Source organism: Roseinatronobacter bogoriensis DSM 18756, assembly GCF_004366635.1.
In the GTDB taxonomy this organism is placed as follows: domain Bacteria; phylum Pseudomonadota; class Alphaproteobacteria; order Rhodobacterales; family Rhodobacteraceae; genus Roseinatronobacter; species Roseinatronobacter bogoriensis.
The window spans coordinates 171,700-186,395 of record NZ_SORN01000002.1 but is presented as its reverse complement, the minus strand read 5'-3'; the positions used below and the strand labels follow the sequence as shown (position 1 = coordinate 186,395).

Sequence of the window (14,696 nt, the reverse complement as noted above, 5' to 3'; positions counted from 1 at the left end):
CAAAACCTATTGCTTCAAAAGGTAAACTAATCTGATTAAGAATGGAGTTTACCCGATTGTTTTTAAACAGTTCTTTACATAATCGCGCCGCGCGGTTGGTTCACGATCCGGCGGGAAAATTTGCTTCGGAAATATGGCTTCAAGCGCTTCGCAAAAGCGTGTGATTTCCGTTGCCTGCCATTCAGGCTTCATTGTGGAAATTTCCAGAATAGTTTGCCGAAAATATCCGGCGGGATATCCTTCAAAAGCCTGTCTTTCCTGAAGGTTTTGGAAAGCCTTCATGGCTCGGTAAAATTCGGGGTTTTCGATTACATCTCGACCGGCCATCTGTGCCATTCTCTTTCCGGCTTTGGTCTTGTTAAGCGCTGTGAACGCGGCCATGAATTCCTTCGCGCTATTCTCAACAGCTTCAATTTGTCTTTCAAAATCACCCTGCACCCGCTGAACCAGACCAACCGTAAATTTGTCCTGCAAGTGACGAATGAGGCTTTCCCAAAATGAAGGCGGCAAATCATACTTCAGGCGCAAGGCTTCGATATCTGCGGCAACATCCGGCACGGCCCCGCCTGTAACGATATATTTAGCGCGTTTCGTCCCGCGTGTTTCGCCAATGCTCATGCCCGCGCCCCCTGTAGCTGCACCACTTTTTCAGCTTGCCGCCCATTCAGGAAGTCGCCCCAAGCCTGCATCATGCCGCGCCGCTTATCCACCTGATCGGATCGGTCATAAGCCTGTTGCACCTTCGATCCCACCTTATGAAACAGCGCGATTTCGGCCATGTCAGCATCAAAGCCCGTGCGCTCTGCAACCCACGATCTAAAGCAACTGCGCAGCCCGTGTGGCACTGCGGCTTCACCTGTCGCGGCGTCCACATAGCCCTTGCCGCCCGCCTTCTGATCGGCCTCATGGATCGTGCGCATAACCTTTGCCAAGGTAGCATCCGATAGCGCGCCGCCTTTGGGTGCCCAGAATACTAGATCACTGCCCTGCGCCTTTGGCAGGGCTTCCAGCAAGGCCACCATGTCATCAGTCAGGGGAATGCGCTTTGCACTCTCGTTTGCGGGTATCTTTGACGATTGCCGCCCCGGCTGGATCGTCCAAAGACGCTTTGAAAGGTCGATTTCATCCCATGTCGCAAAGCGGATCGCGCCGGATCGTGTAGCGGTCAATGCTTGGAAGGCCAGCGCCCTTGCGCCCATACCTTCACGCGCCTGCAATGCCTGCCACCAGCGCCCTGCGTCATCAATCTGCAATGCGGGATAATTCTTTGCGCCTGAAACCTTGGAAGGGGCTGTCAGCACCATTTCCAGATTGCCGCGCCATGCAGCAGGGTTCGGCCCTTCTCGATGACCGTTTACCGTTGCCCATGCCAATGTCTTTTCAACACGTTCCCGCACCTTCACTGCGGTTACGGTCTTGTCATCCCAAAGGGGCTGCAATACGCGCAAGATATCCTGCAACGTGATATCCGCGACCAGCATCTTGCCTAGTTCCGGCAAGGCGTATGTTTCAACGGTTGCTTTCCATTGGCCCCTGTAGCGGTCTGTTGAAAACTCTTTCACCTTCTGCGCTGAAAACCGTTCCCAAGCCTGTTTGAAGGTCAGCCCCCGCGCCTGTGCGGCCACCAGCGCCGCGCGTGCGGCCTTCCTTTGCTCTACAGGGTCAATGCCCTGCCTGATCGCGTCCTTGGCCTCTCTGGCCCGCTCTCGCGCCTGTGCAAGCGTCACATCTGGAAAGCCCCCAAGCCCGATATCCCTGCGGCGGCTTCCAACTGTCGTGCGCATCAACCAAGATCGCGCGCCGGTCGGTGTGATCTGCAACAGAAGGCCAGCAACGCCCCCAACAGGAAACACCACGTTGCGGCCTTTGCCGGGGTGCTTCAGGTCGCGCACTTCCTTAGCTGATAGCTCTCTTGCTTTCTTCGGCATGGTTCGATTCCGCCTTTCAACTCCAACACGGCAAATTGCACCCGCAATCATACCCCACAAAAAAGATAACATTGGGTGTTACAGGATGCAACAGGAAGCGACAAGCATTTTCAGAAAGTAAGCAATTTCAATGAATTATGACACTGCATGTTACAGCACTTTACCCCGGTTGGAACGCCTTCACCCGCTCCAACTCATGACATACTAGCCTAGATTGTGAGCTGCGCCTACGCGCTGCGGTTTTGTTGATTTTTTGCTTTTCGAGTCAGTGTTTGCGCTATCTTGAGCGCGAAGGTGCGCCTTCGTCATTGTTTCGCCACAAGCAGCAGATTAACCCTGCCTGAAAACAACCACCGGACAGGAGAACCAGAATGCGCGCTACCCGCATCGTTCAAAAGATACTCGCAAATTACGAGGGCGAAACCCCCGGCGTGAAAGCCAATCTGTGCCGCATGCTGATGCAGGGCAAGCTGGGCGGGACGGGCAAGATGATCATCCTTCCTGTCGATCAGGGATTCGAACATGGCCCCGCCCGTACCTTTGCGGCCAACCCCGCCGCTTATGACCCGCATTATCACTATCAACTCGCCCTCGATGCAGGGTTGAACGCCTATGCCGCGCCGCTTGGAATGATCGAGGCTGGTGCCGATACCTATGCAGGCCAGATCCCGACCATTCTGAAGGTCAACAGCGCCAATTCGCTCATGTCCGACACGGCTGGCAAGAATCAGGCGATCACCGGCTCTGTCGATGATGCGCTGCGTCTGGGCTGCGCAGCAATCGGGTTCACCATCTATCCCGGCAGCGATTGCGCCTTGGACATGTTCGAGGAAATCTCGGCCATGCGCGAGGAAGCTGCTGCAAAGGGCATTGCGACCGTGATCTGGTCTTATCCGCGCGGCGAGGCGATCACCAAGGATGGCGAGACAGGTATTGACGTTGCAGCCTATGCCGCACAAATCGCGGCGCTGTTGGGCGCGCATATCATCAAGATCAAGCTCTCGACCGATCATCTGATGCTGCCCGAGGCGAAGAAGGTTTATGAAGATCAGCAGATCGACATCGCCACTCAGGCTGCGCGCGTGAAGCATTGCATGCAGTCCAGCTTCAATGGCCGGCGTATTGTTGTATTTTCCGGCGGCGCGAAGAAGGGCGCAGATTCGGTTTATGACGATGCCCGCGCTATTCGCGATGGTGGTGGTAATGGCTCGATCATCGGGCGCAACAGCTTTCAGCGCCCACGGGATGAAGCGCTGTCGATGCTGGCCAAGCTGGTCGATATCTACAAGGGCAAGGCGTAACCCTGCTTTCCATTGCCCGGTTTCTCAGCGCGCGCCCAGCCCGGCGCGCGCTTTTTGCTTTGGCCCCCTTGCGCCCACGCCACACGCCCTTTAAATGTTATGTTATATCATTTTAAAAGGTGCCGACATGAACACATCCGCCCCGCGTCTGCCCGTAACGGTTCTGTCCGGTTTTCTGGGCGCTGGAAAAACCACCCTTCTCAACCATGTGCTGAATAACCGCGATGGGCGGCGCGTTGCAGTCATCGTCAATGACATGTCCGAAGTGAATATTGATGCCGACCTGATCGCAGCCGGCGTGGATTTAAAGCGCGGCGAAGAAAAGCTGGTTGAAATGTCCAATGGCTGCATTTGCTGCACCCTGCGCGACGACCTGCTGGCCGAGGTGCGCAGACTGGCTGCTGAAGGGCGGTTTGACTATCTTCTCATCGAATCAACTGGCATTTCCGAACCCTTGCCCGTGGCTGCGACTTTCGAGTTTCGGGATGAAGCAGGCGACAGCCTGATGGATGTGGCGCGGCTGGACACGATGGTTACAGTCGTGGACGCGGTTAATCTGCTCAAGGATTTCTCCAGCCATGACTTCCTGTCAGACCGGGGGGAAACACTGGGCGATGAGGATGAGCGCAGCCTTGTCAATTTGCTGACCGAGCAGATTGAATTTGCCGACGTCATTCTGCTCAACAAGGTCAGTGATGCCGGGCGCGAGCGTACGGATGCCGCGCGCAAGATCATCAAGGCCCTTAACCCCGATGCCCAACTGATCGAGACGGACCAATCACGCGTCGATGCCGCGCGCATTTTTGACACCGGCCTGTTCGATTTCGAGACAGCCCATGAACACCCGCTTTGGGCCAAAGAGCTTTACGGGTTTGCCGATCATATCCCCGAGACAGAGGAATACGGCGTGTCCAGTTTCGTCTATCGCGCACGCCAGCCCTTTGACCCTGCAAAGGTGCATGATGTCCTGAATGGCGATCTGCCCGGTGTGATCCGCGCCAAAGGGCATTTCTGGGTGGCGACCCGACCCAACTGGGTCGCCGAATTCTCGCTTGCGGGCGCCATGTCCAGCGTGGCGCCGCTTGGGGGGTGGTGGGCCGCCGTCCCGCAAGAGCGCTGGCCTGACCATCCCGAAGCTTTGGCGAAAATGCGCGAAAACTGGGTGGAGCCTTGGGGTGACCGCAGGCAGGAGCTGGTCTTTATCGGAGCAGGAATGGACAAGGCCGCGATTACAGCCGCGCTGGATGCCTGCCTGATCGACGCCACAGAATTCACCCCCCAGAACTGGACAGAGCTTGCGGACCCCTTCCCGCAATGGGGCCAGCGCAAGGTCGCGTAAAGGATGGCACGCAATATCAAGACCAGATTGGGCCGCAGGCACTCTCCCATGGCGCAGTTTGACCAGCTTCCACGTGAATTGCGCCAATGGCTTGCAACCGCGATCTTGCCCTGGAGTGCGAAATCGGTGCTCAAACACTGGAAAGCAGCGTTGCTGCGCGCTGGCGGCGACAAGGGGCGCGCATGCGCATTGCTCTCGGAGCTTGAAGCACGCTGCATCGCGCGCGATGCCAGCCTAATCTGGGGGGCGTGTCACCCGGCAGCCACCCCCGCGAATACGGCAACGCGCCCCAGCCCGCGCGCTATGCGCTGATGCAACAAGCGCGTTCAGTTTCGCAATCGTGCCAGCAGGTCGGCATTGACATAACCATCAGGCGGAATACCCGCCGACCGCTGCCATGCCTGCACCGCCGCGACAGTTGCGGGACCAATGCGCCCGTCTATGCCGCCTGTATCATGACCCAGCGCATTCAGCCTGCGCTGCAATTCTGTGCGTTCGGACAGGCTTAGCGCGCGGTCGCCACGCGGCCACTGCCCACGCAAGGCCCCCGCCCCGCGCAGACGATCCGACAGATGCCCCAATGCCAGCACATAGGCGTCAGAGATGTTGTATTCCTTCAGCACATCATAATTGGCATAGGCCAGAAATGCGGGGCCGCGCGCACCACCGGGCAAGATCAGACGCGACATGCCCGAAGCAAGCGCGCCCCCGGCCGCAGGGCGTAACCCCGCCCTGCCCCATGCCTCTGCACTCTGGCGCTGGCCGGTTGTGCCCAGATCAAAACCACTTGGCAAACTGACCTCTACCGCCCAAGGCTGCCCGCGCGTCCAGCCGCGCTGCGCCAGATAATTTGCCGCTGATGCCAGTGCATCCGAAGGGTCATTGCCCCAGACATCACGCCGCCCATTACCATTGAAGTCTACCGCATAGGTCAGATAGCTGGAGGGCATGAATTGCGTGTGTCCAAACGCCCCCGCCCATGATCCGATCATCGCTTGCGGGCTGATATCGCCCGCCTGCACGATCTTCAGCGCATCTATCAACTGCTCTTCGAAATACGCGCCGCGCCGACCGTCCTTGGCAAGGGTTGCAAGCGTGGCAAGGGTCGGCGTGTTGCCACGATTCGCACCGAAAGATGTCTCGATCCCCCAGATGGCAACAACCACTTCAGGTGGCACACCAAAGCGTGCCTCGATCCGTGACAGCAAGCCGGAATGCTGGCGCATCGCCGCTTGTCCTTGCGAAATTCGGGCCGTTGTCACAGCGCTGTCCAGATAATCCCATATCCGCGCGCCGAACTCGCTTTGCCGCCGGTCCAGGGTTATGGTCTGGGGCAAGTAGCGCATTTGTGGACGAGCCTGCGACAGGGTCGCTTGTGAAATGCCTGCGGCCCTCGCGCGCGCATCAAACCCGACCAGCCAGACCCCGAAATCGCCCGTGGGTGCCGACGCCCTCGTTTCCGCCCGCGCCTCTGGCCGCGGCGAGGTTTCGACATTTGCAGCCACACATCCCGGTAAGGACAAGGACAGCACCAGCAACACAACACGCGACATCAGAACACTCCCGATCAGATTGCCAGATGCTACCTGCCGCGATGCCTCAAACCAAGCACCAAACCTGCCAGATCGGGGAATACTGCCGATTTTGATTTTGCACCGCTTAACAGGGCTAGAACAATCGGATATGGTCGCCAAAACACCATAAATGGGGCGCGCAGTGTCATGTATCTTTCCAGACGGTTTTGTTTACTTGGGCTTTCGGCCCTTTCCTTGTCTGCCTGTATGGGCGGCGGCGCACCGATGAGCGCGCCGGCTCGACCCGCCCCGATGCGGGCGCAGGCAAACCCCGCTTTCGATAGCTGGAAGCAACAGTTTCAGACCCGCGCGACCAGCGCCGGAATACCTGCCTCTATTGTAGAACCAGCCCTGAACAACGCGGGATTCTTGCCCGATGTGATCGCACGCGACCGCCGACAGGCAGAATTCACCCGCACGCTGGAGGATTATCTTGGCATCGCTGTCTCGCCAGAACGGCTGGCGGGCGGGCGCGCGGCGCTGTCGCGCCATGCCAGCACCCTACGCGCCATTGAGGCACGCTATGATGTCGAGGCCGAAGTCATTACTGCAATCTGGGGGCTGGAATCGCGCTACGGCACCGAACGCGGCGATGTTCCGGTTATTTCCGCGCTGGCAACGCTGGCTTTCGAGGGGCGGCGCGGCGCGTTCTTTGAATCGCAACTGATAGCCGCCTTGCGCATCTTGCAGCGCGGCGACACCAGCGCCGCCAATCTGCGCGGGTCATGGGCGGGCGCAATGGGCCATACCCAATTCATTCCGACCACGTATCAGGAATATGCCGTTGACTTTACAGGTAACGGGCGGCGCGACATCTGGTCGGAAGACCCCAGCGATGCGCTGGCTTCAGCGGCAAATTACCTCTCCCGGATGGGCTGGCGACGTGGACGGCCCTGGGGTGTGGAAGTGCGCCTGCCTGATGGCTTTGACATGGGCAGCACCGGGCGCGGGTCTACACGCTCGGTCGCGGCATGGACAAGCGCGGGTGTACGCGACATGGACGGGCGGCCCGTCACGGATCATGGCGCGGCGTCAGTCATCATCCCCGATGGCCCGCGCGGGCCTGCCTTCATGACGTTCAGCAATTTCACGACCCTCACACGTTACAATAACTCTGAGTTTTATGTCATTGGTATTGGGCACCTTTCCGACAGATTGCGCGGCGGCGGCCCCATTCGTGGCGATTTCCAACCCGACCGGTTCGGGCTGCGTGTCGGCGATCGGCAGGAAATCCAGCGCCGCCTGACACAGGCCGGGTTTGACACCCAAGGTGCAGACGGTGTGATCGGGCCAAATTCGGAGGCCGCCATACGCGCATGGCAGCAAGCCCGCGGGCAGTCCGTCACTGGCCAACCTTCGCGCGCCATGCTGGAGCAATTGCGATCTGGCGGATGAGTCCGCCAGAAAAACTTAACGACGGACCTCATCTAACTGATTTCATTTAATTAAGGTTCCATTCATCTTATGCTGGCAGCAGACGTAAAGTCCGCGCTGGAACAGGCGCAAGCGCTGGCATCGAAAGGCGAATTCGATGCCGCGCGCGCGCTGTGTCTGCGTATTTTCGCCCATGACCCCGGTGTGATCGGCGCTTTGCAAACCTATATGTCGATCACAAAAGTAACGCCTGACGACAAGGTTCTGGCGCGACTGCGCGCCTTCGCGCGCGATACACGCCTGCCTCCGGTTCTGGCCAGCCAGGTGCAGTTCATGCTTGGCAAAGGGCTGGATGATATTGGCGCGCATGAAGCCGCATTTACAGCGTTTCTACGCGCCAACGCTCTCAAACCCGTCCAGTTCAACGCGGCCACACAAGAGCAACTTGTTGCTGCAACCTTGGCAGCGGTCGCAAATGCACCGCACCTTCAGCTTGGTCCGGTTGCCCCGCGCTTTGTCTTCATCGTCGGAATGCCACGTTCCGGCAGTTCTGTTCTGGCGCAGGTTCTGGGGCAGCATCCAGAGATTTGCTCAGTCGGTGAAATGACTGCCTTGGGGCGAGCTTTGCAGGCTATTGAGCCGAACCTGCCGCGCTTCATCCAGACCCTGACCCATGACAGACTGCTGGCGCTGCGCGCGGCCTATCTGGCAGAGGTGATGCCATTGGCGCAAGGGTCCGCCGTTGTCGTGGATAAGATGCCAGAAAATTACTGGCTTGGCTGGCTGATCCCGATGATCTTTCCCGATGCGCTGGTGCTGGAGACGCAGCGCCTGCCACTCGCCGTGTGCTGGAGTTGTTTTCGCAATGACTTCGGTCAGGGCCACGCCTACAGCACCGATTTCCCGACCCTGTGGGCGCATTACCATCGCTACAGCAAATTGACAGATGCATGGCGCCAGCGTGCGGGTGCGCAATGGCGTGTGATCGAGCTTGACCAGATGGCGGCCAGTCCACAGGCAATCGTTGAACCCTGTCTTGCGCAACTGGGGCTGTCTTGGGCCGACACAATGGCAAGGCCGCAAGAGGCGCGCAGCGACCTGCGCACCTTGTCCAAATGGCAAGCGCGCCAGTCACTTAGCCCAAAGATTGCATCTGCATGGCAGCATTATCAGGAAATGATCCTGGATAAATGGGGCCGTGACCTAACCCCGGCACCAGAGCTTGCAAGCAATAGCTGAGCAATCATTGCAAGCATTTTCTTGTGCTATGCTGCCATGCCAAGCGCACCATACTCCACAGAAAACCGCAATTGCGTCGCGCGCCTTGCTGGCGTAGCGTCATGCGCGAAGACAACATTGCGGAGGAGACACAGATGTCAGAAAAAACACCGGGTTTCGACACATTGCAAATTCATGCCGGTGCGCGCCCCGATCCGGCAACAGGCGCAAGACAGGTGCCGATCTATCAATCCACCGCCTTTGTGTTTCGGGATGCAGACCATGCGGCCGCCTTGTTCAACTTGCAGGAAGTTGGCTATATCTATTCACGCCTGACCAACCCGACAGTTGCCGCGCTACAAGAACGCATGGCAACGCTTGAGGGCGGTGCCGGAGCGATTTGCTGTTCCTCAGGCCATGCCGCGCAGATCATGGCGTTGTTTCCGCTAATGGGGCCGGGTCTGAACGTGGTTGCGTCCAATCGTCTGTATGGCGGAACCGTCACGCAGTTCAGCCACACGATCAAGCGCTTTGGTTGGTCAGCAAAATTCGTTGATTTCGACGATATGGACGCGGTCGCTGCCGCGATTGATGACAACACCCGCGCTGTATTTTGTGAATCCATCGCCAATCCAGGCGGTTATATTACGGATCTGGACGCAATCGCTGCAATCTCGGACCGTGCAGGCGTACCGTTGATCGTCGATAACACCACCGCAACACCGTATCTTTGCCGCCCGATAGAACATGGCGCCACGCTGGTGGTGCATTCCATGACCAAATACCTGACCGGCAATGGCACAGTGACAGGCGGCGTGATTGTCGATTCAGGCAAATTCGACTGGTCGGCAAATGATAAATTTCCTGCCTTGTCCCAGCCCGAGCCCGCCTATCACGGGTTGAAGTTTCACGAAACCTTTGGCCCGCTTGCGTTCACCTTCAACGCAATCGCCATAGGGCTGCGCGATCTGGGTATGACGCTGAACGCGCAGGCTGCACATTATACGCTGATGGGCATCGAAACCCTGTCCCTGCGCATGGAGAAGCATTGCTCTAACGCCGTAAAGGTTGCGCAATGGCTGGAACGAGATGAGCGTGTGGCCTATGTGACCTATGCCGGGCTGCCCTCTTCGCCCTATTACGACCGGGTCAACCGCATCTGCCCCAAAGGCGCTTCGTCGCTATTCACCTTCTCACTGAAAGCAGGATATGAGGCCTGTGTGAAACTGATCGACTCGGTCAATCTGTTCAGCCATGTCGCAAATCTGGGTGATACGCGGTCTTTGATCATTCATTCAGCATCGACCACGCATCGTCAGTTGACCGAAGCACAGCAAATCGCTGCGGGGGCCGCGCCGGATGTCGTGCGCCTGTCTATCGGGCTGGAGGATGCAGATGACCTGATCGCGGACCTCGATCAGGCGTTGTCCAAGGCTTGCGCATAGCCAAGTTGCGGTATCTTGCCCATTGCAAGTTTTTCAATGTGCAATGGGCAAGAATCTGCGATAGGTAGGGCGATAAGGGTATTGTGACTCCCGTTTTGTTCAACACTTGTGCTAAAGCCGCTGCATGAAACCAAATTTCGCACTTGGCCTGACTGATGATGGGGTCACTCTCTGGCACCGCGACGTAACCGGATGGTTGCGCGTGGGCGCTGTGTCTCTGGATACGCCGGATATGGATGCACAGATGCGCGATATGTCGCGCATCGCAGCAGCAATCGCCCCTGAGGGCGTTACGACAAAACTCGTCATCCCGGATGATCAAATCCTGTATTGTGACCTGCCGGTTTCCGGCCGCACCGCAGAAGCACAGGAAACCGAGATTCGCGGCCAGCTTGCCGGGCGAACGCCCTATCCGGTGGAAGAACTCGTTTTTGATTGGACTATCGATGGCAATGCAGCAAAAGTGGCGGTCGTCGCGCGCGAAACCATTGTTGAAGCAGAAGATTTTGCAGCACAGCATGGGTTGAACCCAATTGCGGCAGTGGCCGCGGCGCAGAAAGGCCGCAGCACGACAGAGCCGTTTTTCGGGCCGACACGCGGGGCGCGCAAACTCGTGCCCGACACCTCACGCATCCAACGTGACGCAGTTCCGCTGGTAGAAGCCGGTCATGTAACTTTGCCTGACCCGGAGCCTGTTGTCGTAAAAGCTGCAACGCCTCAGAAGGCCGACGATCCATCAAGCGTGTTGCCCGATGCTGCGCAAAGCAAAGTCGAGGCACCAAAAGCGGCGCCAAAGACCAAGCCGAAAGATGAAAAGCCCGCCGCGCAGCCAAATGAAAGCGATAAGCAGGCTGTAACTGCGCCCGCCGCAGAACGCCCTGCACCACAGCCCCCTGCAGCACCGAACAAATCAGAACTGAAAGCAGCCGGTGACCGCAAGAAAGATGCGGAGTCGAAAGCAGCGGCGGAACGCAAACAAGCTCTGTTCGCCAAGCTGAACGCCGCAAAACCCACCAGTGATGGACAGGCAGACCAGCCGAGCGACGCGAAATCAAAGTTTGCGCAGTTATTGGCCGCCAAACGCGCCAGCTCTACAGCAACCACCACGACCGAACAGAGCGAGTCCAGCCCTGCCACTGAAGCGGTTTCTTTCCGCTCGCGCCGGGGCGGCACGGAATCGGACGCCACCGCGACCAAGAAAACAGAACAGACAGATGACCTGACCTCTCGCCTGCGCAAAAAGGCCTTTGGCGCGAAATCTGCTCTGTCATCAGCGTTCGGGCTTGGTGCAACCAAAGCCGATGTGAGCGCGAAACCCGACGCGGCTGATACACAGTCGGTATCAAAAGCAGGTGCGCCCACCGCCAAAGCCCCCCCGGTGGCCAAGGCTGCCAAGGCAGATGAAAAGCCAGCCAAGAAAGACCCTGTGGCTGCAGCAAAACCGGAGGCGAAGGCAAAGCCAGCAGACAAGGCAAAAGTGCCGCCCCCTCGCAAGGGTCCGATCGAGACTTTGCAAGCGCATGGTGGCCAGTCGCGCAGTCAGAGCAGCGAAGCAGAGCGTCTGACCATATTCGGCGCGCGCAGCAATCAGGACATGCAGCCTTCGGGGACAAGCAGGGCAATGCTGGTGCTTGGCGGCGTGGGTCTTTTGCTGGTCGCAGCAGCGATCTGGGCGGCTTATTTCTTCACGACACAGCCATCGGATGTGCAACTCGCTGAAGAGCCGTCACAATCCGCTGCACTGGAACCCGAGATCACGGAACCCACCGCCCCTGACATCGGACTGGACGATATCGAAGCGTCCCTCGGCGTTGAGCATGCAGCACAGCAAGCCCCGCTGGACGGCCCCGACATGCCCGCCCTCCTTGAGGAAGATGTCGCACAAGCCCCGGCGGAACAAGCACCTACCGAAGCGGAAATGGGCACCGAGGAAATGCAAGCCGGGCGTATTGCAGGGTTGCGTTCGGTCGCCTTGTTCGCACCGCAAGAAGCGACATCCCTGCCTGCAACGCCGGCTGCCCCGGCCCCGTTCGGTTCCGAACCCCTCGCGCCACTGCGCTCTGAGACAGAACAGGCCGCCGTTCTAGACGCGGCAGAGCCGATCATCGAGGATGAACCAACAGCAGAAGCGCCGACAGATGCGCTACCAGCCTTGCCAGAAGGGGAGGAACTGCTGGAGATAGCCGTCTCGGACGGGACACCTTCATCCGTTCCCCCTGCGCGCCCCGAAGGATTGGCACCAGAGCTTGAAACACCGGCAGAGGTGGAAACAGCAGCTCCGCCCGAAGATGTGGTTGAACAAGTACCGGAAGCGGCTTCGGTCGATCCGCTGGACGAAAGCCAGCTTCAAATCACCGTCACCTCTGGCCCACCTGCTGCAACCCCACCCGCCCGGCCAGAAGGGCTTGCCCCCGAACAAGCCCAACCGACTGAAACAGCCCCCGAGGAAACCGCACCAGCGCTTTCACCCGAAGCGACCCAGTCTGACGAGCCGGGCACCGCTGACAGTGAAGAAGCTGCGCTTGATGCGCCTGCGCTTGGCGGAATTTCCCTGACCGCTCTGCGCCCTGCTGCACGGCCCGAAGCCCTTGTCGTCGATATGCCCGATACGCAAGAGGCCGAAACAGCCAGTTTTGCAGATGCAACAGACCTCGCCGTAGCAGCATCGCGGCGTCCGGGATCACGGCCAAGTCAATTCTCGGCCATAGTGCAGCGGACTTTGCGCAGCGCCCAGCCCGAACCGACGCCCGCGCAGCCCCAACAATCCGAGCCGATCCAGACCGCACGGGCCGCTGTGCCCGATGCGCCCGCAATTCCAACATCTGCATCTGTCGCGCGCGAGGCGACACAAGCGCGCGCAATCAACCTGCGCCAGATCAATCTGCTTGGGGTTATGGGCACATCGTCAAGCCGGCGCGCGCTTGTGCGCCTGTCGAATGGGCGTGTCGTGACGGTTCGCGTGGGTGAGACGCTGGACGGCGGGCAGGTCACGGCCATCGGTGATGACGAGTTGCGCTATACACGGCGCGGGCGCGATGTCGTGTTGCGCATTGCATCCTAAGCCTTCAGCCGCGATAAGGCGGCAACGCAGGAAACAAGCAGGAAAACATCATGTCGGAGAAGCAGGTATCCCCCGCTGTAAAGATCGGGCTGGAACTTGGGCCAGTATTTCTGTTTTTTATGGGCTATATCAGCACACGCGGTCAAAGCTATGTGGTTGCGGGTACAGAATATGATGCCTTTATCTTGCTGACTGCGGCCTTCATTCCGCTGATGGCACTGGCAACCTTTGTGCTGTGGAAGCTATCAGGACGGCTGAGCCGGTTGCAACTGGTGACCCTGATCATGGTGGTGGTTTTCGGCGGGCTGACCGTTTGGCTGAACGACGAGCGGTTCTTCAAGATGAAGCCCACCGCCGTGTATATGATCTTTGCGCTTTTGCTGGGGCTTGGCCTTGCGCGCGGTCAAAGCTGGCTAGAACTGGTGATGGAAGGTGCCCTGCCGCTGACACATGAAGGCTGGATGCTGCTGACAAAACGCTTGGCGCTGATGTTTGCAGCTATGGCTTGCGCCAATGAATTGGTGTGGCGCACCATGTCTACCGATGCTTGGGTCAATTTCCGAACATTTGTCCTGCCATTCGCACTATTTGCATTTTTCATGGCGCAAGCGAAACTGTTTGAACGCTATAAGCGCGATTTCAGCGACTGAAGCCAGAGAGGGGCCAGATAAATTCTGGCGCCTCCCGGAATGTGCAGGATCAGTCGCGTTTTCCAAACAGCACTCTCTGCGCCTCTCGGTCGGTCTGGACATTTGAACGCTTTTCCGCGCCCAGAGCCTTGCCAGCCTGCACAGCGGAGCGCGCGCCAACCAGATCCAGCCAGCGTGCCAGATGGGGCTTGTCCTCCAGCGTCTGTTGCTGTCCCTCCCAAAGAATGGCCCAAGGCCAGATCGCCATATCTGCAATAGTGTATTCGGCACCCGCGACATATTCGTTATCAGCCAACTGCTTGTTCAACACACCAAGCAGGCGCGCCACCTCGTTGCGGTAGCGATCCTTGGCATAGGGCAGGTCTTGGGGTGGGTCCATCGACGGGGCGTATTTCAGAAAATGATGCGCCTGTCCCGCCATGGGGCCAAGCCCGCCCATTTGCCACATGAGCCATTGGTCGACCGCAATACGGTCGCGTTCGGTCTTGCCGCCAAACTGGCCGGTCTTGCGCGCCAGATATTGCAAGATTGCGCCAGATTCGAAAATCGAGATTGGCGCCCCATCCGGCCCGTCCGGGTCGGTAATTGCGGGCATCCGGTTATTCGGGGCAATCTTCAGAAATTCGGGCTTGAACTGATCGCCTGCGCCAATATTGACGTAGTGAACATCATAAGGCAGCCCCATTTCTTCCAGTGCGATGGATATCTTCCAGCCATTGGGTGTGGGCCAGTAATGCAGATCAATGGTCATGCGTGCTCCTGTCAGCGTTGATTGCTGCACAAGCTAAGCATCTGGGGACGGATTC

Annotated in this window: 12 protein-coding genes; 8 read left to right on the top strand and 4 right to left on the bottom strand. The window is 58.5% G+C overall.

The window, feature by feature from the left end; translation table 11 throughout:
• Positions 1–48: 48 nt before the first annotated feature.
• Both EV660_RS05580 and EV660_RS05575 read right to left on the bottom strand, forming a co-directional pair.
• Positions 49–618, bottom strand: coding sequence for a hypothetical protein (locus tag EV660_RS05580; protein ID WP_071480756.1), 570 nt, complete (start codon positions 616–618; stop codon positions 49–51).
• Entirely contained in the window at positions 615–1,928 is a 1,314-nt protein-coding gene (locus EV660_RS05575; RefSeq protein ID WP_071480755.1) for a tyrosine-type recombinase/integrase, read from the bottom strand. Before EV660_RS05575 ends, EV660_RS05580 begins: the two co-directional genes overlap by 4 nt.
• Before the next feature lie 371 nt (positions 1,929–2,299).
• On the opposite strand from EV660_RS05575, the gene EV660_RS05570 reads away from it, so the two are divergent.
• The 3 genes from EV660_RS05570 to EV660_RS05560 all read left to right on the top strand — a co-directional run bounded on the left by EV660_RS05570 (position 2,300) and on the right by EV660_RS05560 (position 4,880).
• Positions 2,300–3,229 (top strand): class I fructose-bisphosphate aldolase, encoded by a 930-nt coding sequence (locus tag EV660_RS05570; protein WP_071480754.1) that lies wholly within the window; start codon positions 2,300–2,302, stop codon positions 3,227–3,229.
• Positions 3,230–3,356: 127 nt separating this feature from the next.
• A complete protein-coding gene (gene zigA, locus EV660_RS05565; RefSeq protein ID WP_071482116.1) occupies positions 3,357–4,568 on the top strand; it encodes a zinc metallochaperone GTPase ZigA in 1,212 nt (403 codons plus the stop codon).
• Between the two features lie 3 nt (positions 4,569–4,571).
• Positions 4,572–4,880, top strand: coding sequence for a DUF6525 family protein (locus EV660_RS05560; protein ID WP_071480753.1), 309 nt, complete (start codon positions 4,572–4,574; stop codon positions 4,878–4,880).
• A 14-nt stretch (positions 4,881–4,894) separates the two neighbouring features.
• Here the strand turns inward: EV660_RS05560 and EV660_RS05555 are convergent, their stop codons facing one another.
• Positions 4,895–6,121 carry a lytic murein transglycosylase gene (locus EV660_RS05555; RefSeq protein WP_071480752.1) on the bottom strand — a complete coding sequence of 409 codons (1,227 nt, stop codon included), beginning with the start codon at positions 6,119–6,121 and terminating at the stop codon, positions 4,895–4,897.
• Between the two features lie 168 nt (positions 6,122–6,289).
• Here EV660_RS05555 and EV660_RS05550 point away from each other — a divergent pair, with 168 nt between their 5' ends.
• From EV660_RS05550 to EV660_RS05530, 5 genes are all read left to right on the top strand, one after another.
• A complete protein-coding gene (locus EV660_RS05550; RefSeq protein WP_071480751.1) occupies positions 6,290–7,537 on the top strand; it encodes a lytic murein transglycosylase in 1,248 nt (415 codons plus the stop codon).
• Positions 7,538–7,606: 69 nt separating this feature from the next.
• Positions 7,607–8,755, top strand: coding sequence for a sulfotransferase family protein (locus EV660_RS05545; protein ID WP_071480750.1), 1,149 nt, complete (start codon positions 7,607–7,609; stop codon positions 8,753–8,755).
• 134 nt (positions 8,756–8,889) lie between these two features.
• Entirely contained in the window at positions 8,890–10,179 is a 1,290-nt protein-coding gene (locus EV660_RS05540) for an O-acetylhomoserine aminocarboxypropyltransferase/cysteine synthase family protein (protein ID WP_071482115.1), read from the top strand.
• A 124-nt stretch (positions 10,180–10,303) separates the two neighbouring features.
• Entirely contained in the window at positions 10,304–13,240 is a 2,937-nt protein-coding gene (locus tag EV660_RS05535; RefSeq protein WP_071480749.1) for a hypothetical protein, read from the top strand.
• Positions 13,241–13,290: 50 nt separating this feature from the next.
• Positions 13,291–13,890, top strand: coding sequence for an inner membrane-spanning protein YciB (locus EV660_RS05530; protein ID WP_071480748.1), 600 nt, complete (start codon positions 13,291–13,293; stop codon positions 13,888–13,890).
• Positions 13,891–13,939: 49 nt separating this feature from the next.
• Here the strand turns inward: EV660_RS05530 and EV660_RS05525 are convergent, their stop codons facing one another.
• Positions 13,940–14,641, bottom strand: coding sequence for a glutathione S-transferase N-terminal domain-containing protein (locus tag EV660_RS05525; RefSeq protein WP_071480747.1), 702 nt, complete (start codon positions 14,639–14,641; stop codon positions 13,940–13,942).
• Positions 14,642–14,696 lie beyond the last annotated feature (55 nt).

Bases quoted from the DNA above. Each gene is read 5' to 3' on its own strand.
- EV660_RS05580 (WP_071480756.1), bottom strand. From the start codon at position 618: ATGAGCATTGGCGAAACACGCGGGACGAAACGCGCTAAATATATCGTT.
- EV660_RS05575 (WP_071480755.1), bottom strand. From the start codon at position 1,928: ATGCCGAAGAAAGCAAGAGAGCTATCAGCTAAGGAAGTGCGCGACCTG.
- EV660_RS05570 (WP_071480754.1), top strand. From the start codon at position 2,300: ATGCGCGCTACCCGCATCGTTCAAAAGATACTCGCAAATTACGAGGGC.
- zigA (WP_071482116.1), top strand. From the start codon at position 3,357: ATGAACACATCCGCCCCGCGTCTGCCCGTAACGGTTCTGTCCGGTTTT.
- EV660_RS05560 (WP_071480753.1), top strand. From the start codon at position 4,572: ATGGCACGCAATATCAAGACCAGATTGGGCCGCAGGCACTCTCCCATG.
- EV660_RS05555 (WP_071480752.1), bottom strand. From the start codon at position 6,121: ATGTCGCGTGTTGTGTTGCTGGTGCTGTCCTTGTCCTTACCGGGATGT.
- EV660_RS05550 (WP_071480751.1), top strand. From the start codon at position 6,290: ATGTATCTTTCCAGACGGTTTTGTTTACTTGGGCTTTCGGCCCTTTCC.
- EV660_RS05545 (WP_071480750.1), top strand. From the start codon at position 7,607: ATGCTGGCAGCAGACGTAAAGTCCGCGCTGGAACAGGCGCAAGCGCTG.
- EV660_RS05540 (WP_071482115.1), top strand. From the start codon at position 8,890: ATGTCAGAAAAAACACCGGGTTTCGACACATTGCAAATTCATGCCGGT.
- EV660_RS05535 (WP_071480749.1), top strand. From the start codon at position 10,304: ATGAAACCAAATTTCGCACTTGGCCTGACTGATGATGGGGTCACTCTC.
- EV660_RS05530 (WP_071480748.1), top strand. From the start codon at position 13,291: ATGTCGGAGAAGCAGGTATCCCCCGCTGTAAAGATCGGGCTGGAACTT.
- EV660_RS05525 (WP_071480747.1), bottom strand. From the start codon at position 14,641: ATGACCATTGATCTGCATTACTGGCCCACACCCAATGGCTGGAAGATA.